Source organism: Pseudomonas paraeruginosa (assembly GCF_003025345.2).
GTDB lineage: Bacteria > Pseudomonadota > Gammaproteobacteria > Pseudomonadales > Pseudomonadaceae > Pseudomonas > Pseudomonas paraeruginosa.
Window position 1 is genome coordinate 6,063,553 of record NZ_CP020560.1, and the last position, 23,121, is coordinate 6,086,673.

Annotated in this window: 23 protein-coding genes; 10 read left to right on the plus strand and 13 right to left on the minus strand. The window is 67.1% G+C overall.

The window, feature by feature from the left end; translation table 11 throughout:
- The first annotated feature begins 97 nt into the window (after positions 1-97).
- Positions 98-841, plus strand: coding sequence for a hypothetical protein (locus tag B7D75_RS28680; RefSeq protein ID WP_058130415.1), 744 nt, complete (start codon positions 98-100; stop codon positions 839-841).
- Positions 842-887: 46 nt separating this feature from the next.
- Here the strand turns inward: B7D75_RS28680 and B7D75_RS28685 are convergent, their stop codons facing one another.
- From B7D75_RS28685 to B7D75_RS28695, 3 genes are all read right to left on the minus strand, one after another.
- On the minus strand, positions 888-1,646 hold the full coding sequence (locus B7D75_RS28685; protein ID WP_003097046.1) for an SDR family NAD(P)-dependent oxidoreductase: 759 nt from the start codon (positions 1,644-1,646) through the stop codon (positions 888-890).
- A 91-nt stretch (positions 1,647-1,737) separates the two neighbouring features.
- A complete protein-coding gene (locus B7D75_RS28690; protein WP_053817968.1) occupies positions 1,738-3,105 on the minus strand; it encodes a glutamine synthetase family protein in 1,368 nt (455 codons plus the stop codon).
- Position 3,106: 1 nt separating this feature from the next.
- Entirely contained in the window at positions 3,107-4,501 is a 1,395-nt protein-coding gene (locus B7D75_RS28695) for an aspartate aminotransferase family protein (protein WP_107114637.1), read from the minus strand.
- A gap of 115 nt (positions 4,502-4,616) precedes the next feature.
- Here B7D75_RS28695 and B7D75_RS28700 point away from each other — a divergent pair, with 115 nt between their 5' ends.
- A complete protein-coding gene (locus B7D75_RS28700) occupies positions 4,617-5,399 on the plus strand; it encodes an SDR family NAD(P)-dependent oxidoreductase (protein WP_034080739.1) in 783 nt (260 codons plus the stop codon).
- Between the two features lie 66 nt (positions 5,400-5,465).
- Positions 5,466-6,146, plus strand: a complete 681-nt coding sequence (locus B7D75_RS28705; protein ID WP_034080740.1) for a GntR family transcriptional regulator — start codon at positions 5,466-5,468, stop codon at positions 6,144-6,146.
- Positions 6,147-6,166: 20 nt separating this feature from the next.
- On the opposite strand, the gene B7D75_RS28710 is transcribed toward B7D75_RS28705, so the two are convergent.
- The 3 genes from B7D75_RS28710 to B7D75_RS28720 all read right to left on the minus strand — a co-directional run bounded on the left by B7D75_RS28710 (position 6,167) and on the right by B7D75_RS28720 (position 8,046).
- A complete protein-coding gene (locus tag B7D75_RS28710) occupies positions 6,167-6,379 on the minus strand; it encodes a YgdI/YgdR family lipoprotein (RefSeq protein WP_003097061.1) in 213 nt (70 codons plus the stop codon).
- 216 nt (positions 6,380-6,595) lie between these two features.
- Positions 6,596-6,997 (minus strand): SMI1/KNR4 family protein, encoded by a 402-nt coding sequence (locus B7D75_RS28715; protein WP_003153986.1) that lies wholly within the window; start codon positions 6,995-6,997, stop codon positions 6,596-6,598.
- Between the two features lie 197 nt (positions 6,998-7,194).
- Entirely contained in the window at positions 7,195-8,046 is an 852-nt protein-coding gene (locus B7D75_RS28720) for a Tim44 domain-containing protein (protein ID WP_034080741.1), read from the minus strand.
- A gap of 349 nt (positions 8,047-8,395) precedes the next feature.
- Here B7D75_RS28720 and B7D75_RS28725 point away from each other — a divergent pair, with 349 nt between their 5' ends.
- Positions 8,396-10,153, plus strand: coding sequence for a cation:proton antiporter (locus tag B7D75_RS28725; protein ID WP_034080743.1), 1,758 nt, complete (start codon positions 8,396-8,398; stop codon positions 10,151-10,153).
- A gap of 344 nt (positions 10,154-10,497) precedes the next feature.
- On the plus strand, positions 10,498-11,805 hold the full coding sequence (locus tag B7D75_RS28730) for an MFS transporter (protein WP_107114638.1): 1,308 nt from the start codon (positions 10,498-10,500) through the stop codon (positions 11,803-11,805).
- A gap of 369 nt (positions 11,806-12,174) precedes the next feature.
- Here the strand turns inward: B7D75_RS28730 and tonB1 are convergent, their stop codons facing one another.
- Both tonB1 and B7D75_RS28740 read right to left on the minus strand, forming a co-directional pair.
- A complete protein-coding gene (tonB1, locus tag B7D75_RS28735) occupies positions 12,175-13,197 on the minus strand; it encodes an energy transducer TonB1 (RefSeq protein WP_107114639.1) in 1,023 nt (340 codons plus the stop codon).
- Positions 13,198-13,289: 92 nt separating this feature from the next.
- The gene (locus B7D75_RS28740; RefSeq protein WP_033997690.1) at positions 13,290-14,258 is read right to left on the minus strand and encodes a CobW family GTP-binding protein; all 969 of its coding nucleotides are present in this window, start codon (positions 14,256-14,258) and stop codon (positions 13,290-13,292) included.
- A gap of 104 nt (positions 14,259-14,362) precedes the next feature.
- Here B7D75_RS28740 and B7D75_RS28745 point away from each other — a divergent pair, with 104 nt between their 5' ends.
- On the plus strand, positions 14,363-14,731 hold the full coding sequence (locus tag B7D75_RS28745) for an NADH:ubiquinone oxidoreductase (protein WP_107114640.1): 369 nt from the start codon (positions 14,363-14,365) through the stop codon (positions 14,729-14,731).
- 149 nt (positions 14,732-14,880) lie between these two features.
- On the opposite strand, the gene B7D75_RS28750 is transcribed toward B7D75_RS28745, so the two are convergent.
- The 3 genes from B7D75_RS28750 to dksA are packed head-to-tail and all read right to left on the minus strand — an operon-like array spanning position 14,881 to position 17,140.
- Complete coding sequence (locus tag B7D75_RS28750; protein WP_053817970.1) at positions 14,881-15,522, minus strand: DUF1826 domain-containing protein; 642 nt, start codon at positions 15,520-15,522, stop codon at positions 14,881-14,883.
- Positions 15,519-16,721: a zinc metallochaperone GTPase ZigA gene (zigA, locus tag B7D75_RS28755; protein WP_012078088.1), complete on the minus strand. Its 1,203-nt coding sequence runs from the start codon at positions 16,719-16,721 to the stop codon at positions 15,519-15,521. Before zigA ends, B7D75_RS28750 begins: the two co-directional genes overlap by 4 nt.
- A 14-nt stretch (positions 16,722-16,735) precedes the next feature.
- Positions 16,736-17,140 (minus strand): RNA polymerase-binding protein DksA, encoded by a 405-nt coding sequence (dksA, locus tag B7D75_RS28760; protein WP_003151580.1) that lies wholly within the window; start codon positions 17,138-17,140, stop codon positions 16,736-16,738.
- Positions 17,141-17,255: 115 nt separating this feature from the next.
- On the opposite strand from dksA, the gene B7D75_RS28765 reads away from it, so the two are divergent.
- Positions 17,256-17,678: a hypothetical protein gene (locus B7D75_RS28765; protein WP_034080746.1), complete on the plus strand. Its 423-nt coding sequence runs from the start codon at positions 17,256-17,258 to the stop codon at positions 17,676-17,678.
- Here the strand turns inward: B7D75_RS28765 and B7D75_RS28770 are convergent.
- Complete coding sequence (locus B7D75_RS28770; RefSeq protein WP_034080747.1) at positions 17,656-18,849, minus strand: N-acetylmuramoyl-L-alanine amidase; 1,194 nt, start codon at positions 18,847-18,849, stop codon at positions 17,656-17,658. The genes B7D75_RS28765 and B7D75_RS28770 overlap by 23 nt on opposite strands.
- Before the next feature lie 99 nt (positions 18,850-18,948).
- Between B7D75_RS28770 and folE2 the strand changes: the two genes are divergently transcribed.
- The 3 genes from folE2 to B7D75_RS28785 are packed head-to-tail and all read left to right on the plus strand — an operon-like array spanning position 18,949 to position 21,742.
- Positions 18,949-19,845: a GTP cyclohydrolase FolE2 gene (folE2, locus tag B7D75_RS28775; RefSeq protein ID WP_034080748.1), complete on the plus strand. Its 897-nt coding sequence runs from the start codon at positions 18,949-18,951 to the stop codon at positions 19,843-19,845.
- Positions 19,842-20,402: a gamma carbonic anhydrase family protein gene (locus B7D75_RS28780; protein WP_003151585.1), complete on the plus strand. Its 561-nt coding sequence runs from the start codon at positions 19,842-19,844 to the stop codon at positions 20,400-20,402. The genes folE2 and B7D75_RS28780 overlap by 4 nt, the downstream gene beginning before the upstream one ends.
- 2 nt (positions 20,403-20,404) lie before the next feature.
- Positions 20,405-21,742 carry a dihydroorotase gene (locus B7D75_RS28785; RefSeq protein WP_107114641.1) on the plus strand — a complete coding sequence of 446 codons (1,338 nt, stop codon included), beginning with the start codon at positions 20,405-20,407 and terminating at the stop codon, positions 21,740-21,742.
- A gap of 61 nt (positions 21,743-21,803) precedes the next feature.
- Here the strand turns inward: B7D75_RS28785 and B7D75_RS28790 are convergent, their stop codons facing one another.
- The gene (locus B7D75_RS28790) at positions 21,804-23,048 is read right to left on the minus strand and encodes a serine hydrolase domain-containing protein (protein ID WP_058130422.1); all 1,245 of its coding nucleotides are present in this window, start codon (positions 23,046-23,048) and stop codon (positions 21,804-21,806) included.
- Positions 23,049-23,121 lie beyond the last annotated feature (73 nt).

Sequence of the window (23,121 nt, forward strand, 5' to 3'; positions counted from 1 at the left end):
TACAAATTTTCAATCGTGATGATCGAATCCGCTCCGCTGCGGCAGGCCCGCACGGGCTTTTCTTCTAGACTGGCTTTTTTCCACGAGGAATCGCCCGATGTCCGTAGCCCGCCGCCTTCCTTCGCCGCTCCTGGCCGTCCTGGCCGCTCTCGCCGCCACCGTCGTCCAGGCCGAGGATACGCCCTGCGCGAGCCCCGCGGAATGCAACACGCGCGGCACCCAGGCTTATCAACAGGGACGTTATCCACAGGCGCTGGAAGCCTTCGAATGGCAACTGCGCCTGGCCGAACGCCAGCAACAGGGGGAGGCGGCGCAGGAGCAGGCGCTGAACAACCTGATGCTGGCCAACCTCAAGGCCGGCCATGCCGGCCGCGCCCGCGCCTGGCTCGCTCTGGCGCTGGCGCGCGGCTACAGCGGTCCTGCCACCCGCTTCAATCTCGAACAGGTGGCCAGCCAGGTGGACTACCCGGCCCTCCAGGGTCTCGCCGGGCATTACCTGCGCTACGCCGGGCAGGCCGAATGGGAAAGCCTGGAGATCGAACCGGTGAAGGGCGGCTACCAGGCCAGCTTCGCCCTGATGCGCATCGGCAACCCGGAGAAGCTGATGGAGTACGGTCCCGCGGCGGTCGGCGAGTTGTCCGGACGGCTGGAAGGGAAAGGCGCGCTTTACCGCTTGCGCAGCGAGGGACTGGGCACCGGCTGCAGCCTGCAGGTGCTGCAGGAGGGCATCGACCTGCGGGTGATCGAGAGCCTCGGCGGCGCTTGCCAGGGCTACGGCGGCATGGGCATAGCCGCCGCCGGTGGCTGGCTGAAGATCGCCAGCCAGGCCAAGGGCGGTTGAGACTTGTCCACAGGCCGCCCCGGCGGGGCGACCTGGGTAAAAGCCCTCAGCGCCCGGCGGAAAGACCGAAGTCCACCGCCAGGTCGGCGCCGGTGATCGCTTCGGCCTGCGGGCCGCAGAGATACCAGACCAGTTCGGCGACTTCTTCCGGGCGAATGAAGCGCGCTGCCTTCCCCTGTGGATAATCCTTCAGCAGCGCGCGCTTGTAGCCGTCCGGATTGCCCATGCCATAGCGCTCGGCCTGGTAGTCGAGCATCGGCGTGGCGATGTCCGCCGGCGACACGGCGTTGACCCGGACGCCCTGCTCGGCCAGCTCCAGGGCCAGGGTCTTGCTCAGCATGGTCAGCGCCGCCTTGCTCGCGCAGTAGGCCGCCGAGCCACGGTAGGCCTGACGTCCGGAATCGCTGGAGATGTTGACGATGCTGCCCTGGTTCTCCTTGAGATAGGGAATCGCCGCCTGGCACATGTAGAACGAGGCCTTGAGGTTGACTCCCAGGACCAGGTCGAAGTCTTCCTCGGTGAAGTTTTCCACAGGTCCCTCGCGCCAGACGCCCGCGGCGTTCACCAGGGCGTCCAGGCGCCCGGTGCGGGCGAGGATCTTCGACATCAGGGTATGGCAGTTATCCGCGCTGCGCAGGTCGGCGACCCCGCTGGCATCCAACGGTACCTGCGCGTTCAGCGCGTGCAGGCCCTCCTTATCCACATCCGTGGCGGCGATGCGCCAATGACTCTGGGCGAAACGCTTGGCGATTGCCCGGCCCAAGCCGCCGGCTGCACCAGTGATAAGAACGACGGGCGTGCTCATCTGCTTTTCCTTACTCCTGTGCCACATGGGAAACACAGGGCGGCCAACCGGTCGCCCGCTTCAATGACTGACCGGCGATGCCGGCAGCCGTTCAGGCCTGGTTGAGATACCAGCGCCAGTCCTGTTCGCCGACCTCGCCCATGAAGGCGCGGTATTCGGCCTGCTTGATCGCCAGGTAGATCTTCAGGAACTCCTCGCCGAGCGCCTCCCGCGCCCAGGCCGAGCCCTCCAGGGCACGCAGCGCGGTCAGCCAGTCGCTGGGCAGCGCCTGCGTCGCTTGAGCGTAGCCGTTGCCGCTGACCGGCGCACCGGGATCGAGGCCTTCGCGGATCCCCCGGCGCACCGCCGCCAGCAGCGCCGCCGCCGCCAGGTAGGGGTTGGCGTCGGCGCCGCAGATGCGGTGCTCGATGTGCCGGCTGGGCGCCGGACCGCCCGGCACCCGCAATGACACGGTGCGGTTGTTGATTCCCCAGGTCGGCGCCAGCGGCGCATAGCTGTTGGCCTGGAAACGCCGGAAGGAGTTGGCGTTGGGACAGAACAGCGCCAGCGACTCCAGCAGGCAGGCCTTCATCCCGCCGATAGCCTGGCGCAGCAGCGGGGTGCCGGCCGGATCGTCGCTGGCGAACAGGTTGTTGCCCTGGCCGTCGGCCAGGCTGAGATGCAGGTGCAGCCCGCTGCCGGAAAGATCGCCGAACGGCTTGGCCATGAAGCAGGCCTGCAGGCCATGCCGGTTCGCCACGCCCTTGACCAGGCGCTTGTAGCGCACCCCCTCGTCGATCGCCTGGAGTGCGTCGAAACGGTGCTGCAGGGTGATTTCCAGTTGCCCCGGCGCGTACTCCGAAATCGCCGTGCGCGCCGGCAGGCCCTGGACCTCGCAGGCCTCGTACAGGTCGTCGAGGAACGGCTGCAACTGCTCCAGCTCGTAGACACCGTAGACCTGGGTCGCCCGCGGTCGCTGGCCGTTCATCTGCAGGGCGGGCTGCGGCCGGCCATCGCTGCCGCGCTCGCGATCGAGCAGATAGAACTCGAGTTCCACCGCCATCACCGGGTGCAAGCCATCTTCCTGCAGGCTGTGGATAACCCGCTGGAGCACATGCCGCGGATCGCCTACCGCGGCCGGAAGTCCCTGCTCGGGATGCATGCTGACCTGCACCTGCCCGGTCGGCGACTGCCGCCAGGGTTGCAGGGTCAGGCTGCCGGGCAGCGGATAGGTCCAGCAATCGGCGTCGCCCACGTCCCAGACCAGCCCGGTCTCCTCGACATCATCGCCATTGATGGTCAGGCCGAGGATGGTGCTCGGCAGCGGCCGGCCGCTCTCGTAGACCGCCAGCAGCTCGTCGCGGTGCAGCAGCTTGCCGCGCGGCACGCCGTTGGCGTCGATCAGGAACAGCTCGATGCTGCGCACCTCGGGGTGCGCGGCAAGGAATTCGCGGGCTTCCCGCGGATCGGCGAAGCGCATGTCAGGCCTCCCGCGCGCCAGGAATGGCCAGCAGTTCAGCGAGCGCCTGGTCGAGACATCCGATCAACCGGTCGACGTCTTCCTCGCGCGTCTCCGGGCAGCACAGGGTCATGTTGTGGAATGGCGTGATGAGGATGCCGCGATTGATCAGGTACAGGTGCAGGGCCATTTGCAGGCTGTCGTGGAAAGCCGCCTCGGCGGCCGCGCCATCGCGCGGCGACTGCGCGCAGAACTGGAATTCGCTGCGCGCGCCGAGCTCGGTCACCGACCAGGCCAGGCCGTGCTTGTGGATAATCCTGCGGAAGCCTTCGGCCAGGCGCGCCGCCAGCGGCAGCATGTGGGCATAGGCGGCGTCGGTCATCACCTCTTCCAGGTTGGCGCGCATGCAGCGCATCGCCAGGGCGTTGGCCGACAGGGTGGTGCCCATGCCGCTGTGGCCATGGCCTTCGCTCTGTTCGCTGGCGCTGGCGCGGGCCAGTTGCATGGCGCTGGCCATCGCCGCGCTGCAACCGTAAACCGAGCAGGGCACGCCGCCGGCGATCGGCTTGCCGAGGGTGATGAAGTCCGGCTCCAGCTGCCAGGCGCGGGTGCAGCCACCTGGTCCGGTGGAGATGGTATGGGTCTCGTCGATGATCAGCAGCGTGCCATGCCGGCGGGTCAGTTCGCGCAGCTTCCGGTGGAAACCGGGCTGCGGCAGGACCATGCCGATGTTGGTCATCGCCGGCTCGCAGAGCACGGCGGCCACGTCTTCGCTGGCCAGCGCCCGCTCCAGGGCATCGAGGTCGTTGAACGGCACCGCGCGGCTGAACTGGGTGAGGTCATGGGCCTGGCCGAGCAGGCCGGAGCGATGCACGGTGCGGCCGTCGCGGCAGCGAACCAGGGTGTCGTCGACCGTGCCGTGATAGCAGCCGTCGAATACCAGTACCACCTTGCGACCGGTGATCGCCCGCGCCCAGCGCAGGACGAAACGGTTGGCGTCGGTGGCGGTGGTCGCCACCTGCCAGAACGGCAGGCCGAAGCGTTGCGCCAGCAGTTCGCCGGCGACGATGGCATCCTCCCCCGGGAGCATGGTGGTCAGGCCGTTCGCACCCTGCCCGGCGAGCGCCCGGGCGATCGGCGCCGGCGAATGGCCGAACATGCTGCCGGTATCGCCCAGGCAGAAGTCCACGTAGGCGTGGCCATCGACGTCATGGAAACGCGCGCCGCGGGCACGCTCCACGAACAATGGGCAAGGTGTCGACCAATCGCTCATCCAGTGCATCGGTACGCCATCGAACAGGGCGCGCCGGGCTCGCTCGGCGAGCGCGACGGACTGTGGATTCTGCGCAAGGAAACGTTGCTGCTCGCGGGCCATGAAGGTTTCCACGGCGGCTTCGGCGATGCCACTGGCGGTCATTTCGAACACCTCGTTTTTTATTTTGCACAACTTTCATTTGTGATCACAAAAAAGTCAATACAGAATTTGAAAGCATTGATAATCTGTCTTTCTTGGCAATTTTGTGATCACAAAAATGAACGACTTTCCGAAGTGGAACGGCCAGGTGGCGCTCATCAGCGGCGCCGGCAGCGAACACGGCATCGGTTTCGCCATCGCCCGGCGACTGGCCCGCGAAGGCGTACGCCTGCTGATCACCGCCAGCAGCGAGCGGATTCGGCAACGCGCGGAGGAACTGAGCGCCTGCGGGCACGAGGTGCGCGCCGCCGCCGCCGACCTGACCGACGAAGCCCAGGTGCGGGGCCTGCTGGACTGGGCCGAAGCCCAGTGGGGGCGGGTCGATATCCTGGTGAACAATGCCGGCATGGCCCAGTTGGGCAGTGCGGAACCCTTCAGCGCCGTGGAAGCGACCTCGCTGCGGGACTGGCAACTGTCCCTGTCGCGCAACCTGACCAGCGCTTTCCTGCTCACCCGCGGCCTGCTGCCGGGCATGCGCGAGCGCGGCTACGGGCGGATCGTCAACGTCGCCTCCACCACCGGGACCCGCGGCAGCAACCCGGGCGAAGCCGCATATAGCGCGGCCAAGGCCGGATTGGTCGGCTGGAGCATGGGCCTGGCGCTGGAAGTGGCGAAGAGCGGCATCACGGTGAACAGTGTCGCGCCGGGCTGGATCGCCACCGGCTCGAGCACCGCCGAAGAACGCCTGGCCGCCCTGGCCGGGCCCGGCGGACGTGCCGGCCGGCCCGAGGAAGTCGCCGCCGCGGTGGCCTTCCTCGCCTCGCCCGAAGCCAGCTTCGTCAACGGCGAACTGCTGGTGGTGGACGGCGGCAACTGCCTGATCGAGAACAAACGGAGCTGAACATGCGCGATTGCAGCCTGACCCTTTCCCAGCTTCCGGCACCGCCCGTGAGAGGGAGCTGAACCGATGGTCGAAAACCTCCAGGAACGACTCTACCAACGACTGCGCGAAGCCCTGCTGGCCGGGCGTTTCCAGCCTGGAGAGCGGTTGAAGATCCGCGCTCTGGCGAACCAGTGGGGAACCAGCCCGATGCCGGTGCGCGCCGCCCTCCAGCGGCTGGTGGCCGAAGGCGCCCTGGAAGGCGAGGCACAACGTTCGCTGCGGGTCCCGCCAATGACCCGCGAGCGGTTCCTGCAGATTCTCCAGGTGCGCCTTTCTCTCGAAGGACTGGCGGCCGAAAGCGCCAGCGGCCGGCTGGACGGGCAGGCGCTGGAAAGGCTCGGGGAATGTCTGCGGCGCATGGAAGGGGCGCTGCGCCAGCGCGAGGTGCAGGCCTACCTGGAAGCCAACAGCGAATTCCACCTGACGCTCTACCGCGCCTGCGGCAATCCGGTGCTGCTGCGCCTGATCGAGACGCTGTGGCTGCAGGTCGGGCCGTTCTTCAACCGGCTGTTCACCGAGGCCGACCTGTCGCTACGCCTGAACGATTTCCACGAAGACGCCCTGGAGGCCGTGCGCCGCGGCGACGGCCCGGCCGCGCGCGCGGCGATCGAGCAGGACCTGAGCTACTTCGGCCAGTACCTGCTGAACCTGCTGGAACTGGAGGCCCGTCCACGCAAGCGGCGGCGCGCCGGCGAGCACGCCTGACGACTTCCGCTACGGGGCAGCTACTGCGGACGAATGGTGCGCACGTTGTCCTTCTTGATCAGGATGGTGTCGCCGTTCAGCTGTTCGAACTCGTAGTAGTCATTGTATTTGTCGTAATCCGACTGGTCCTTCACCAGGACCTCGCTGCCGTCTTGCAGGGTGACCACCGCCTGGTTGGCGCAACCCGCCAGGCTGGTCAGCAGCAATGCAGCGAACAGAGCTTTGAACTTCATAGAATCTCCACACGGGGCAACGCACTTGCCTCATCCGGAGCGACAAGTGCGGAATTGCCCTTGTGACCGTGGCAAACGGGGGAAATTCCTTAGCGCAGCGGCGCTTTGTCGGAGGCGAAGCGGCCAGGCCGCCCCGCGGGTTCCAAAGTCAGCCCCGCAGCGCTTCGCCGGACCGCCGGAAGACCCGCGAGGCAGAGCCTTTCCAGCCGTTCCGGATCAGCTCTCCAGCCAGACGTCGCGGGCCCAGATCCATACCGAGTCCCAGCTTTCGTCGGTGAGGTCGCCGTCGGCCCAGAGCACCACCTCGCCATCCTCGGCAACGCAGTAGTAGCTGCCGTCGTCCTCGCAGAGCGGGATCAGTTCGCGCGGCACCCCCAGATCCCAGGCGGTGGCCGCTACCTCGGGCAGGTAGGTGTGCGAATGCGGATCGGTCACCGTCACCGGCTCCAGGCGGCCATAGACGACGTCGCTGACCAGCAGGAGAAACTCGCGGAATTCGGCGGGAATGCCGATCAGCAGCTCCTCCTCGATTTCCACCAGCAGTTCTTCTTCCGGCAGTTCCAGGGGCACCGGTACCGGCTCGTTGAGTTCACGCAGTTTTTCGATGACGTCTTCCACGACAGGCTCTCTCGCAACGGGGGGCGCGTTTTTTTATACAGTAGCCGCGCCCGACGCAAGAACAGCTCATGCGACTGGCCGTTGGCCATGGCGCCGGACGAATGGTCGGCCATGCCCGCCAGCGGACATGAAAAACCCCCGGTCCCTGGCGGGAGCGGGGGTTTGCGCGGCCCCGAAGGGGCCGCAGGCGCGTCCGATCAGTTCTGCCGGATACCGGCCACCAGCCACGGCTGGTTCTCGCCCTGGGCACGTTCCATCCGCCAGCTTTCGCTGAAGGCCTCGCCCTGGTCGAAGCGCGAGGTCTTCGATACGCCGCTGAAGGTCAGGGTGGCGATGGTCTTGTCGGCCTGGTCGTCGACGCCGTCCAGTTGCACGGCCAGGTTGTCGATGTAGGTGGACTGGTAGGCATCGCCGATCTCGGCGCGTTCCTGCTTCAGCCACTGCAGCATCTGCGGGGTGACGAACTCGGCGATCTTGTCCATCTCGTTGGCATCCCAGTGCTGCTGCAGGGACATGAAATGCTCGCGGGCGGCGCCGACGAAACGTTCTTCGTTGAACCAGCTCGGCGCGTTGATCACCGGGCTCGGCGCGGCAGCGGCGCCACCGAAGATCGGCGCCTGGGCCGGCATCTCGCGCTGCATCGGCGCGTGTCCGGCCATCGCCGGCTGGCCCTGGGCCTGGGCCTGCTGGCGCCGGCGCGCGGCGATGAAGCGGAAGGCGATGAAGGCCACCAGGGCGATCAACAGGATGTCGAGCATCTGGATGCCTTCGAAACCGTCACCCATGAACATCGAGGCGAGCAGGCCACCGGCGGCGATGCCGGCCAGCGGGCCGAGCCAGCGCGAGGCGCCACTGGCGGCAGCGGCGGGGCGCGCGGCGTTGGGAGCGGCAGCAGTGGCGTTCGGCGCGGTGGCCGGCTGCGCCTGGCGGGTCTGGTGGCTGGGCGCCGAGCCGAGGCTCTTGCCACCGCCGAAGCGCTTGGCATTGGCGTCCAGGCTGACGGTCAGCGCCAGGCAGAAGGCGAGGGCGATGCTGAGAACACGCTGCATTTTAGTCTTTCTCTCTTGGGGGAATCGACGCGCGCCATGTTGCGGCGGTACGGGCGGCAGGACCAGCCGGATTTTGTTTCGGGCTATTGCTCCCCAGCCACCGGTTTTTGCCGGCCATCTCTGGCTCGCGGTTCGGCGCAAGGGTACACCTTAGCTCCCGGGGACGACAGGCGCAGGTCCGGCTCGTCTGGCCAGCCGCCGGAAAATACCGTGCGAAGCGACGCGGACACCTCTGTTACAGCTTTTTTCGGCCCGTCGCCCAGGCACTCGCCAATGCTAGTCTGCGGGTCTGCGAGGCCGTCCGGTCACGCGTCTGCCGAACCCTTCCCATCGAGCGAGGACCGCCGCCATGCATGCCGTCGATTTCATCCAGGACCTCGCCGTGATCATGCTGGTGGCCGGCGTGGTCACCATTCTCTTCCACCGCCTGCGCCAACCGGTGGTCCTAGGCTACATCGTCGCCGGCTTCATCATCGGCCCGCACACTCCGCCCTTCGGGCTGATCCACGACGAAGACACGATCAAGACCCTGGCCGAGCTCGGGGTGATCTTCCTGATGTTCTGCCTGGGCCTGGAGTTCAGCCTGCGCAAGCTCTTCCAGGTCGGCGCCACGGCGTTCATCGCGGCGTTCCTGGAAATCGTCCTGATGATCTGGATCGGTTTCGAGATCGGCCGCTTCTTCGAGTGGAACACCATGGACTCGCTGTTCCTCGGCGCGATCCTGGCGATTTCCTCGACCACCATCATCGTCAAGGCGCTCGGCGACCTGAAGATGAAGAACGAGCGCTTCGCCCAGCTGATCTTCGGCGTGCTGATCGTCGAGGACATCCTCGGCATCGGCATCATCGCCCTGCTCTCGGGGATCGCCGTGAGCGGCTCGGTGGAAACCGGCGAGGTGTTCTCCACGGTCGGCAAGCTCAGCCTGTTCATGATCGTCGCACTGGTCGTCGGCATCCTGCTGGTGCCGCGCCTGCTGGCCTACGTGGCGAAGTTCGAAAGCAACGAGATGCTGCTGGTCACCGTACTCGGCCTGTGCTTCGGCTTCTGCCTGCTGGTGGTGAAGCTCGAGTACAGCATGGTGCTGGGCGCCTTCCTGATCGGTGCGATCATGGCCGAATCACGCCAGCTGGTGCAGATCGAGCGCTTGATCGAGCCGGTTCGCGACATGTTCAGCGCCATCTTCTTCGTCGCCATCGGCCTGCTGATCGACCCGAGGATCCTCGTCGAGTACGCCTGGCCGATCGCCCTGATCACCGTCGCGGTGGTGCTCGGCAAGATGTTTTCCTGCGGCATGGGCGCATTCATCGCTGGCAACGACGGGCGCACCTCGCTGCGAGTCGGCATGGGCCTGTCGCAGATCGGCGAGTTCTCCTTCATCATCGCGGCGCTGGGCATGACCCTGAAGGTCACCAGCGACTTTCTCTATCCGGTGGCGGTGGCGGTCTCGGCCATCACCACCCTGCTCACTCCCTACCTGATCCGCGCCGCCGACCCGCTCTCGCAACACCTGGCCAACGCGATGCCGCAAGGCCTGGCACGGATCTTCGGCCACTATGGCGACTGGCTGCGCAGTATCCAGCCGCAGGGCGACCGGGCGGTGCTGGCGGCGATGATCCGGCGGATCCTGCTGCAGGTCGGGGTGAACCTGGCACTGGTGATCGCGATCTTCCTCGCCGGCGGCTACTTCGCCGATACGCTTTCCGCCTGGATGGGCCGGTGGATCGCCTATGACGGGCTGCACAAGGCATTGATCTGGGGTGGCGCACTGCTGGTCTCGCTGGCCTTCCTGATCGCCGCCTACCGCAAGCTCAAGGCGCTGTCGATGCTGCTGGCCGAGCTCGGGGTCAAGCCGGAGAAGGCCGGACGCCATACGGCGCGGGTACGCCGGGTGATCTCCGAGGTAATCCCGCTGCTGTCGCTGGCCGGCATGATGGTGCTGCTGGCTGCGCTCAGCTCAAGCATCCTGCCGCCGGGCGAGTTGCTGGTCGTGGTGGTGCTGGTCGCCGGCCTGGTGATCGCGGTGCTCTGGCGCTGGCTGATCCGCGTGCATTCGCGGATGCAGATCGCCCTGATGGAAACCCTCGACCAGGAAAAGGGCAGCCACTGAGCCCGACAGGAATGTCCCGGTCCCGTTCGCAAGGCGAATCGTTATCCGCCGAGACCCCGCTGCGACGGCGGATAACCGCGGGGCGGTCGTTCGACCTGCGGAGCAGGGTCGAGACGGCCATTTTCTCCTGACTGATAGGCGGAATTCCGCTCATTCACCCTTCCGTTCGGCGGACTCCCGCTTGGCCGCTCCCTGCTTTCTTTCCTCCAGCCCAGTTACCACGGGGCTTTCCGCCGTTGGCACGGCACCTGCTATCAAGCCCTCCAATACGTCGCCCTCGCGATGTGCCGGTGTGCTGCGCCCTGATCAGCACATCCAAGACAACAACGAAAAGAGGAAACACGATGGAAAGCGCCAACGCCATTTCCGCGTCTGCCCAGCCACGCACCACCTCGCAACGCATCAAGTCGATCTTCAGCGGCTCCGTCGGCAACCTGGTCGAGTGGTACGACTGGTACGTCTACGCCGCCTTCTCGCTGTACTTCGCCAAGGCCTTCTTCCCCCAGGGCGACATGACCGCCCAACTGCTGAACACCGCCGCGATCTTCGCCGTGGGCTTCCTGATGCGCCCGATCGGCGGCTGGCTGATGGGCATCTACGCCGACCGCAAGGGCCGCAAGGCGGCGTTGCTGGCCTCGGTGCTGCTGATGTGCTTCGGCTCGCTGATCATCGCCCTGACCCCCAGCTACGAAACCATCGGCGTCGCGGCGCCGATCCTGCTGGTGGTCGCGCGCCTGCTGCAGGGCCTGTCGGTCGGCGGTGAATACGGCACCTCCGCCACCTACCTGAGCGAGATGGCGAACAAGGAGCAGCGCGGGTTCTTCTCCAGCTTCCAGTACGTGACCCTGATCTCCGGCCAGCTCATCGCCCTGGCGGTGCTGATCGTCCTGCAACAGACCCTGAGCGTCGAACAGCTGGAAAGCTGGGGCTGGCGCGTACCCTTCTTCATCGGCGCGCTGTGCGCGGTGGTGGCGATGTTCCTGCGTCGCGGCATGGAAGAGACCGAGTCCTTCTCGAAGAAGAAGGAAGAGCCGAAGGAAAGCCTGCTGCGCACCCTGCTGCGCCATCCCAAGGAAGTGCTGACCGTGGTCGGCCTGACCATGGGCGGTACCCTGGCCTTCTACACCTACACCACCTACATGCAGAAGTACCTGGTGAACACGGTGGGCATGAGCAAGACCGACTCGACCATGATCTCGGCGGCCACCCTGTTCCTCTTCATGCTGTTGCAACCCATCGTCGGCGCCCTCTCGGACAAGATCGGCCGGCGGCCGATCCTGATCGCCTTCGGCGTACTCGGCACCGTCTTCACCTACCCGATCCTCAGCACCCTGCACAGCGTCGACAGCTGGTGGGGCGCGTTCTTCCTGATCATGGCGGCGCTGGTGATCGTCAGCGGCTACACCTCGATCAACGCGGTGGTGAAGGCCGAGCTGTTCCCCACCGAGATACGCGCCCTGGGCGTCGGCCTGCCGTACGCCCTGACCGTGTCGATCTTCGGCGGCACCGCCGAATACGTCGCCCTGTGGTTCAAGAGCATCGGCCTGGAGAGCGGCTTCTACTGGTACGTCACCGCCTGCATCGCCTGCTCGCTGCTGGTCTACGTGTTCATGAAGGACACCCGGAAGCACTCGAGGATCACCACCGATTGATCGAGCCTCGTGCTCATGGCCCGACACACTCCGGGCCTTTTTATCCACAGGACGGCGACCTTCGGGTCGCCGTCCTGCTTTTCTGGCGCGGCATCCTGGCCGGAACCGTAGGGCACGCGACGCCGACGGCGTAATCCGCCGGTGCCCCTGCGTTCCACGGCGGATAACCGCGAGCGGTTATTCGCCCTACGGCTCGTCATTCCGGCGGGACTGGCACGTAAACGCCGATCTCCTCGCGTTCCCACGGCGGAACAGCGCAAGGGGCCTGCCGTCCCAAGTCAGCGAAGCCCCCTGCGTGAGCTACCGGGAACCACGGGCAAAAAAAACCGCGCTCGAAGGCGCGGCTCTTTTCGTTGTCGGCGAACCGCCTCAGCGGCGCTTCTCGATCTTGAAGAAGAACATCTTGGTCGCCTGGCGGGCGACGATCTTGCCGCCGCTGACGCGTGGCTCGAAGCGCCACTTGGCCATGGCCTGGCGAACTTCGCGGTCGAACATGCGCGAGGGCACCGATTCCAGTACCTGGATGTCGTCGATGCGCCCATCGCTGGTGATGGTGAACAGCACCTTCACCCGCCCCTCGATGCCGCGCGCCTGGGCCATGCGCGGATAGACCGGCGGATCCATGCGCAGCGGCTTGATGTCGCTGTCGGTGAGGCTGCCGCTAGGCAGTCCGGCCGGGCCCTGGGAGCCGCTGGGAGCGGTCTGCGCGCCTGGCGTGCTCTGCCCGACCGTAGGTGCGGGCGGCGGCGCGGCGCTGGACGGGCTCGGCTGGCTGGACGCCTCGGTGCTCGGTTCCGGTTCCGGCTTGGGTTCCGGCTTCGGCTTGGCCTTGGGAATGGCGTTTTCCACCGGCTTGGGCTTGGGTTTCGGCTTGGGCTTGGGTTTTTCCACCGGCTTGGGCTTGGGCGGCTCCGGCTTGGGTTCCTCGACCTTCGGCGGCGTCGGTTCCGGCGCGGCGGCCGGAGGCTGCGGGGTCGGCTCGGCCTTCTTCTCCAGCTGGACGAAATTCACCTGCATGGTCTTCGGCAGTTCGCCGTGGCCGAGGTTGAGTTCGGCCGGCGTCGGCATCACCCAGACCAGGGCACCGATGATCGCCACGTGCATCGCCACCGCCGCGCCGGAGGACAGCCACCAGCGCGATTTCGGCGGTTCGCCGGGAACGTCTTCCGGATCGCTGCCGTGGGCGTAGGGAATCAGCACTTCCTCGACCGCCACTTCCTCGTCGCGGCGCGCCCCGGAGCAGTCCACCACCCGCAGATTGGGTTCGCCGCGCTGGGCGTTCACGCATGGCAGAGACGCGCTGTCGTCTCCCTGGGCGGGCGCGGTGGGATGGTCTTCGGCGAGCGCGGCCAGCGAAAAACGGTCAGGCGACCGTGAAGGCTGTGGCGACATGAGGGCGACCTGCGGAGAAGTGAAAGGTAAGGAAGTTGAGTCTTCTGATAATTATTATCATTCAGTAGCGTCCACAGGGCAACCACGGCAGCTCATTGCGCCACCATCCGACATGCCAGGAACGCGCGTTCGAGCGCCTCTTCGTCGTGCCCGGGTTCGAGGATCAGCTCCAGACGATTATCTCGCCGCCACGAGGACTTGACCCAGTTATCCACAAGCGGCGCGGCATTCACCGCGTACCAGCCGTCCGCGCAGCGCAGCACCGCCTTGGCCCGCCGCAGTCCGGACAAACGGCGCAACCAGGCCTCCACCCCGGCGCGTTCGAAGCGTACCGACGGAGCCAGCCGCCAGCCGATGGCGAGCTGACCGTCCTGTTCGCGCACGGCACGCAACGGTCGGTCGGCGCACAGCAACAGGGGCAACTCCGCCGGCGCGTCCGGCAACGCCGCCCAGCGTGCTTCGCTGCGCGGCTGCGGCGCGCCGCCCGGGAGATCCGCCAACGCCAGCCGTCCGCCCACGCCCCAGCGCACCGGCACGGCAGGCAGACGCGCGGTCGCGGTCGCGCGTTGCGCCGCGTCGAGCGCTTCGGATTTGTTCAACAGCACCAGGCCGGCCACCGCCAGCGCCTGTTCCTGGGCCTCCGGCAGCGGCTCGCCGGCAGCCAGAGCGGCGGCATCCAGCACCAGCACCGGCGGCTGCAGCGCCAGCACCCCGGCCCAGGGCGCGGCCTGCAACTGTTTCCACAGCGCCAGCGGATGGCCCAGCCCGGAAGGCTCGATGAACAGCCGGTCCGGCCGCGCGCGGCGCAACAGCCGGCCGAGGCCGACCTGGAACGGCACGCCGTTGACGCAGCAGAGGCAACCACCCGCCACCTCGCCGATCGCCACGCCATCGGCTTGCGTGGCCAGCAGCGCGGCGTCCAGGCCGATCTCGCCGAATTCGTTGACCAGCACCGCCCAGCGCTCGCCGCCGGGTTTCTGGGCCAGCAAGGCGCGGATCAGGCTGGTCTTGCCGGCGCCCAAGGGGCCGCCGATCAGGTGGGTGGGTATCTCTCGAAGCATCTGCGCAACCGGGAATGAGAAAGCCTGTGGATTGATGGTGAGCCACGCCTGCGAGGGCGGAAGCCACGTGCTAGAGTCGCGTCCGTCCGTCCTGGAGTCCGCGCATGCGTCCGTTCCTGCTTTTCCTCTCCTGCCTGCCGGGCCTGGCCCTGGCCGAAGCCTGCATCGTCCACAGCCAGGCGAAGAACCTCGATGTGAAGGTCTGCCAGCAGAACCGCAATATCCCGGCCAAGCTGTTCCGCGAGGGTTTCTGCCAGCCGCAGCTGCCGGACCAGAAGGTCGACGTCTCCTTCGCCGAGGCCTGCCCCGCCGGTGCCTTCGGTGTCTGTCGCGACGCCAGGGTAGCCAACACGCCGTACCGGCAGGACATCTTCTACTACGGCGTGGCCAGCGACGCGCGCTACCTGGAACTGTTCTGCGCCAGCCAGAGCCAGGGACGCTGGGAAGCCGCCGATCCGGCGAAACAGCCCTGAACGCGTCATCAGCCTGTCACAGCCGATGGGCTAAATGGGAGTCGGGTACCTCAGCACCCTTCGTCCCCATCCCCAAGGTAGGACGACTTTTTGGTGATAGGCCATCTGCGGATGGCCTTTTTTTATCCCGGGAAAATTTATCCACAGGCTCAGCCCAGCCAGTCCAGGGTCAGCAGCAGGCGCGGCGCCCCAGGCGCATGCCGTGGCGAGCGGTGCACCAGACCCGCGCCTTCGTTGCCCTCCCAGCGCTCGCCCTTGAGCAACGCGACATCACCTGTGGACAAGCTGTTTATATGCTGTGGTTCGACCTCTTCCGCCTGCGCCCCTCCTAGCAGCCGGCGATCCAGGCCGGACTCGTCCAGCCACTCGCTGGCCGCGCCCTGGTAGGTGGTGACCAGCCGCAACGGTACATGATCGACATGGAAGCGCGGACACATCGGCGTGTCCAGCGCCCGCAGGCGCAGGCCGATGCGCTGGGCGCCGGTCAGGCAGGCGAAGGCCTCCACCAGCCAGCCGAGGTCGTCGAGGAAGTCTGCCTGGCCAGGCAGATCCCGTATCCCCCGCAGCGCCTCCCAGGTCGGCAGGCGATCCTCGCGCATTTCCAGCGTCAGGCTCAGCGCCAGGGTCGGCTGGCTGCGTACCAGGACGGCGGCGAAGTCGCGCAGCGCCGGGCTCAGCCGCCGCGTCCAGACCGCCAGGTTGACCCCCTCGCGAAGCACCTCGGAGAGCACCTGGGGATCGTCGTCGAACACCTGGCGCGGCATCGGCCTGTGCTGCGGCAACGCGCTCATGCGGCATGCCCCCAGTCCTCGAAGGGGTCGTCCAGCGCCTGCCAGCCCGGTACGCCGAGATTCATCTCGGCATCGTCGAGCAGGCAGGCGTCGAGCGCCTCGCGCAACGCCGCGAAGTCCAGGTTCTGGCCGATGAATACCAGTTCCTGGCGGCAATCGCCGACGCCCTCCTCCCAGTGACGCATGATCGCCCGCAGGTCCTCTTCGTCCTGTGGCCACTGACCGGTCGGCACGAAGCGCCACCAGCGGCCCGCCAGGCCGTAGCGCATCAGGCCGCCGGCCTGCGACCAGCTGCCGGCCTCGCGTGGCCGGCTGGCGAGCCAGAAGAAGCCCTTGGAACGCAACAGCCGGCCCCGCTTCAGCGGGCTGTGCAGGAACGCATGGAAACGCGCCGGGTGGAACGGCCGGCGTGCCCGATAGGCCATGGAGGCGATGCCGTATTCCTCGGTTTCCGGCAGGTGCTCGCCGCGCAGTTCCTTCAGCCAGCCGGGCGCGGACGCGGCGCGGTCGAAGTCGAAGCGGCCGGTGTCGAGGATCTTCTCCAGCGGCACCCGCCCCATCGCCATCGGCAGGATCTCCGCCTCGGCGTTGAGCTGGCGGAGGATCGCCAGCAGTTCCTCGCGCTCGGCGCTGGAGATCAGGTCGATCTTGCTGACCAGGATCACGTCGGCGAACTCGACCTGGTCGATCAGCAGGTCGGTGATCGAGCGCTCGTCCTCGTCGCCGAGGGTTTCGCCGCGACTGGCCAGGCTGGCGGCTTCCTGATAGTCGCGCAGGAAGTTCATCCCGTCGACCACCGTGACCATGGTGTCCAGCCGCGCCACGTCGGACAGGCTGCGGCCCAGCTCGTCGCGGAAGGTGAAGGTTTCCGCCACCGGCATCGGTTCGGAGATGCCGGTGGACTCGATCAGCAGGTAGTCGAAGCGGCCTTCCCGGGCGAGCCGGCCGACCTCTTCCAGCAGATCCTCGCGCAGGGTGCAGCAGATACAGCCGTTGCTCATCTCCACCAGGCGCTCTTCGGCGCGATTCAGGCTGACATCACGCTGGACTTCGCTGCCATCGATGTTGATCTCGCTCATATCGTTGACGATCACCGCGACCCGGCGGTTCTCACGGTTCTTCAGCACGTGGTTGAGCAGCGTGCTCTTGCCGGCGCCGAGGAAGCCGGACAGCACGGTGACGGGTAGGCGTTGGTTCACGGTTGGAAACCTCTTCAGTTAGGCCGCACGTGGCGTTCGCGCTTCTCCTGGCGCTCTTTCGCCTCGATGCAGAGGGTGGCGGTGGGACGCAGCAGCAGGCGGCGCAGGCCGATCGGCTCGCCGGTTTCCTCGCACCAGCCGTAGTCGCCGCGGGCCAGGCGCTCGAGCGCTTCGTCGATCTTGTCGAGCAGCTTCTTCTCCCGTTCCAGCAGGCGCAGTTGCCATTGCCGCTGCTCCTCGCGGGAAGCCAGGTCGGCTTCGTCGCTGGGTCGTTCGAGATCGCGCAGTTCGCCGAACTCGCCGTCGATGCGCGCCTGCAGATCCTGGCGCTGGCGCAGCAGCAGCTCGCGGAAGAAGGCCTGCTGGGCCTCGTCCATGTACGCGGCGTCGGGTTGGGCAAGCAGTTCCTGTTCGGTCATGGGCTGAACCTGTAGATTTAAAATGTTATACTATAACAATATCCTTCTCAATCGATGGTCCACCAGTCGCCTTTGCGGCTAACCTGGCGCCTCGATTTCCTGCGGAAGATCACGGATGCCCAGTCTTACCCGGCTTCTCTGCCTCGCCTGCCTGTCGTTCGCCGCCTCGGCGCCGGCGCAGGGCTACCTGCCCGGCACCCGGCCGGCGGACTGCGCCTACCTGCGCAACGTGCTCGCCTGCATGGATCGCCTGGGCAACCACTACAGCGTCGCCACCGCCGGCAACCACACCTGGCTGCGCGGCTACGACGCGGCGAGCGGACGGCGCTGGGCGCAGACCAATACCCGCTATGGGCGCCTGACCTTCTTCAGCGGCGTCGCCAGCGACGGCGAGATCTGGGTCGGCCTGAGCCGTAATATCGGCTGGACCAGCATCAGCCGGGTCAGCAGTTCCTCCGGCGCCCGACAGCGCCTGACCTGCGGCCGGGTCAGCGGCTGCAGCGAGGGGCCGGGGCCTAGCCGGTCTCCCGCGCCGTGATCGTCGCCAGGTAGCTGCCAGCGGGCGGTCGCTGGCGGAAGTAGCCCTGGACGCCGGCGAAGATCGCCTCGGCCAGACGCTGGCGGTGGCGCGCGTCCATCAGCCGGCGGCAGTCGCCGCGGTTCGAGATGAATCCGGTCTCGACCAGGATCGAGGGGATGTCCGGCGACTTGAGCACGGCGAAACCGGCCTGCTCGACGCGCTTCTGGTGCAACGCGGTGACGTCCGACAACTGGCCGAGCACGCTATGGCCGAGGTCCAGGCTGCTGGCGATGGTCGAACTCAGGGCCATGTCGAGGATCACTCCGGCGAGTACCTTGTCCCGACCCTGCAACGGCAGGTTGCCGCTGCTGCCGATCAGATCCGCGCCGTTCTCGCGGTCGGCCATCCAGCGCGCCATGGTCGAACTGGCGCCATGCTCGGAAAGGGCGAACACCGAGGCCCCGGATGCGGTCAGGCGCGGCGCCGCGTCGGCGTGCACCGAGACGAACATGTCGGCGTTGTAGCGCCGCGCCACTTCCGGTCGCTTGCGCAGCGGGATGAACACATCGTCGTTGCGCACCAGGCGCGCCTTGAAACCTTTCTCCCGGTCGATCCGCCGTGCCAGCAGGCGGGCGATGGCCAGGGCCACGTCCTTCTCCCGCTCGCCCTGGCTGCCGAGCGCGCCGGGGTCCTTGCCTCCATGGCCGGCGTCGACCACCACGAGGATGTCGCGGCCCTTCGGCGGTGCCGGGCTGGCCAGCGCCAGCAGGTGCTCGGGCGGCGTGGCCAGCGCCTGTGGATAAAGATCCAGGACCAGGCGATGCCCCTTGCCCGCCTGCGGCGCCAGGGCGAAGCTGTGCGGCCGTACCGCCTGGCGCAGGTCGAGGACGATGCGGGTCCCGCCACCGGCCAGTTGGCCGCTGCGGATGCCGCGCACGGGGCCGTCGAGGGGCAGCGCGGAAAGCGCCGCCTGCAATTGCGTGTCGGGCAGGTCGAGGATCAGGCGTTCCGGAGCCTGCAGGGAAAAGGTCCGGTAGCGCGGCGGGCCGTCCAGGTCGAGCACCAGGCGCCAGCTTTCGGCGGAGTTCCAGGCCCGGGCCTGACCGATGCGCAGAGTGGCCCCGGCACCCAGGAAGGGCTGGATGGCCAGGCTGGCGAGCAGGGTTTGCAGCAGGCGGCGGCGCTTCATCGATGAAATACCCGATTGCAAGGGTCGGCATTAACTAATACGTTATATTATAACATTTAAGCCATTTCCAGGCCTTGCCTGCCCTTCTTCGAGCTTTCCATGAACGCCCTGACGCTTCCCGATATTGCCCGCCAGACCACACTTTCCAACCTGCCCCTGGACTGGGTCGGCATGCAGGGCATCGTCCTGCCCGTCCAGGTCGCCGGCCAGACCGTCGCCGCCGAGGCCGATGCCGGCGTCAGCCTGGACGACCCGCAGGCGCGCGGCATCCATATGTCGCGCCTGTACCTGGCCCTGGCCGGGCTGGAAGACGGCGAGCTCGACCTGCCGCGCCTGCGCGGCGTCCTGCAGCGCTTCCTCGACAGCCATGCCGACCTGTCGCGCCGCGCCTACCTGCGCCTGCGCCTGGCTCCGCTGCTGCGCCGTCCGGCGCTGGTCAGCCCGCTGAGCGGCTGGAAACGTTATCCACTGGTGCTGGACACCCGCCTGGAGAACGGTACCTTCCAGGCCGACCTGCATCTCGAACTGACCTACTCCTCCACCTGTCCCTGCTCGGCGGCGCTGGCGCGGCAGCTGATCCAGGAGCGCTTCGCCCAGGACTTTGCCGGCCAGCAGCCGGACCACGCCGCCATCCTCGCCTGGCTCGGCAGCAGCGACGGCATCGTCGCCACCCCGCACAGCCAGCGCAGCAGCGCACAACTGCGGATCGGCCTGGCGGAAGACTGCGCGGGCCTGCCGCTGGAAGAACTGGCGGACCTCGGCGAGTGCGCCCTGGGCACAGCGGTGCAGACCGCGGTGAAGCGCGCCGACGAACAGGCCTTCGCCCTCGCCAACGGCCAGAACCTGATGTTCTGCGAGGACGCGGTGCGTCGCCTGCACCGCGCCCTGCGCGGTTATCCACAGGCACGGGAGTTTTCCGTCAGGGTGGTCCACGCGGAAAGCCTGCATGCCCACGACGCCGTCGCCGAGAGCCACTGGCAGCGAGGTGCCGCATGATCCGCAGGAATCCCTCCGGCGACCTGCCGGTGATCGATGAGTCGGCGTATGTCGACAAGACCGCGATCATCTGCGGCAAGGTGGTCATCCAGGCCAATGTGTTCGTCGGCCCCTACGCCGTGATCCGCGCCGACGAGGTCGACGCCGAGGGCGGCATGCAGCCGATCCTGATCGGCGCCAACTCGAACATCCAGGACGGCGTGGTGATCCATTCCAAGTCCGGTGCCGCGGTGACCATCGGCGAGCACACTTCGATCGCCCATCGCTCCATCGTCCATGGTCCCTGCGAGGTCGGCGACCGGGTCTTCATCGGCTTCAACAGCGTGCTGTTCAATTGCCGTATCGGCGATGGCTGCGTGGTCCGCCACAACGCGGTGGTCGATGGCTGCGACCTGCCGCCGGGCTTCTACGTGCCGTCCACCGAACGTATCGGCCCGCGCACCGACCTGGCGAGCATGCCGCGGGTCAGCGTCTCGGCCAGCGAATTCTCGGAAGACGTGGCACGCACCAACGTCGATCTGGTACGCGGTTACAAGTCGCTGCAGAACGAGTTCTGAGCATGGACAGCCTGCTGATCCGCAACGCCCGGATGATCAATGAGGGACAGGTGCGCGAAGGCGACCTGCTGGTGCGCCAAGGCCGCATAGAACGCATCGCCGGCAGCCTCGAGGACTGCGGCGCCAGCCGGGAGATCGATGCCGCGGGCCGCTACCTGCTGCCGGGCATGATCGACGACCAGGTACACTTCCGCGAGCCCGGTTATCCACAGAAGGGCACGATCGCCAGCGAGTCACGCGCTGCGGTGGCCGGGGGCATCACCAGTTTCATGGACATGCCCAACACCCGCCCGGCGACCCTCACCCTCGAGGCACTGGCCGAGAAGAAGCGCCGCGCCGCCGCACACAGCATGGCCAACTACGCTTTCCACTTCGGCGTCAGCCGCGACAACCTGGACACCGTGGCCGCCCTCGATCCACGCGAAGTCGCCGCGGTGAAGGTATTCATGGGCGCCTCCACCGGCGACATGCTGGTGGACGACCTGCCGACCCTGGAACGGCTGTTCGCCAGCGTTCCCACTCTGCTGCTCAGCCATTGCGAAGACACGCCGCGGATCGAAACCAACCTGGCACGCTGGCGACAGCGCTTCGGCGACCGCATTCCGGCCGCCGCCCACCCGCGCATCCGCGACGCCGAGGCCTGCTACCGTTCCACCGCCCTGGCGGTGGAGCTGGCGCAGCGGCACGGCACGCTGTTGCACGTGCTGCACTTGTCCACAGCCCGGGAACTGGCCCTGTTCGAAGACAAGCCACTGTGCCAGAAGCGCATCACCGCGGAAGTCTGCGTCCACCACCTGCTGTTCGACGACGGCGACTACGCCCGCCTCGGCCACCTGCTCAAGTGCAACCCGGCGGTGAAGAGCCGCGAGGACCGCGACGCGTTGCGCCGGGCGCTGGCGGGTAACCGCCTGGACGTGATCGGCACCGATCACGCGCCACACACCTGGGCCGAGAAGCAGCAGGCTTATCCACAGGCTCCCGCCGGCCTGCCGCTGGTACAACATGCGTTGCCGGCCCTGCTCGAACTGGTCCGCGAAGGCTGGCTGAGCCTGCCGACGCTGGTGGCGAAGACCAGCCATCGCGTCGCCGAGCTGTTCGCCATCGCCGATCGCGGTTTCCTTCGCGAAGGCTACTGGGCCGACCTGGTGCTGGTCAGCGAACTCGAACGGCCGGAGGCGGCCAGCGCCATGCCGCTGCTGTCGCGCTGCAACTGGACGCCATTCCGCCATCGGGCCTTCCATCACCGGGTCGACACCACCGTGGTCTCGGGGCAGCTCGCCTGGCACGCGGGGCGACTGTGCGAGGACTGCCAGGGGTTGCCCCTGCGGTTTTCCCGCTGAAGAGATTCATCCACAGGGCGAGAATCGCAGACGTACGCACTTCCGATAGTTGTCCACAGGGCTAGCGCAGGGCCTTCACCGCCGCGCCGAGGAAGGCGTAGGTTTCCGCCTCGCGCTCGTCCATCTCCGGCTTCGGCCAGGCGCTCCAGACCACCGCCACGACCTGCTCCCGGCGATTGACATAGAGATACTGGCCGAAGATCCCCTGGGCCTCGAAGACCCCGCCGTCATGCCCGGGCAAGGCCCCGGCGCCCACCGGGAAGGTCCACCACTGGTAGCCGTAGCCGAGTGCGTATTCGCCGTCGTAGAGCTTGCCCGGCGCCAGGTGCGAGGCCGGCTCGACTCGGCTGGCACGTTCCACCCAGCCCTCGGGAAGGATGCGCTCGTCATCGATCACCCCATCCTCGAGGATGAACTGGCCGAAACGCCCGTAGTCGCGCAGGGTCGCGCTCAGGCCGCTGCTGCCGATCTCTTGCCCAGCCGGCGATTCCAGTTGCCAGAAGCCGTCGCTCTCCATGCCCAGCCGCGCCCAGATGCGCTCGGACAGGTAGTCGCTGACCGGGATGCGCGTCACCGCATGCACCAGTTCGCTCTGCAGGTGCGATTCGCCGGTACTGTAGGTGAAGTGGGTTCCCGCCGGGTACTGCCGCGGCAGGCTCGCCAGCAGGCGCAGGATGCCGCCGGGACGCTGGGCCAGCTGGGCGTCGAACATCTGCCGGCGATCGGACTTCGGGTCGCGGTAGGTCTCGTTCCAGCGCACTCCGGAACTCATCTGCAGGACCTGCTCGACCGTCACCCCCTGGTAGGCGGACCCGGCCAGCGCCGGCAGGTACTTGTCCACAGGCTGGTCGAGGGCCAGCAGGCCCTGCTGCACGGCGGCGCCGACCAGGGTCGAGGAGATCGACTTGACCACCGAGAACGAGGTCCAGCGCGTGCGCTCGTCGTTGCCCAGGCCATAGCGCTCCAGGACGACCTTGCCATCCTTGAGCACCAGCAGGCCACCGACACGGTTGCGCCGCATGAATTCGTCGACCCCGTATTCCTCCCCGCCGATCCGGTAGCGCGGCGCTATGGTCGCCCCCGGCGGCAGCGGGCGAACCTTCGAACCCTTGTGGATAACCCGGGTCGGATAGACCTTGTCCATGTTCCGGTAGGTACCCGGCTGGTACTCCGGGGTCAGCTCGTAGAGATCGGCGGCGCGGCCGATGCGCGGGTTTTCCACAGCCGGTTCGGCACTGGCCGATACGCTTGTGGAGACAAGCACCGCCAGCAGGGCGGGACGCAGGACGGATACAGGGTTTCGCATGGGCGGATGTCCTTGTGGCCGGAAGCGCCTCCGGCTTCGATGGTCTTGTGGATAAGTTAGATTCTGCGGGGCA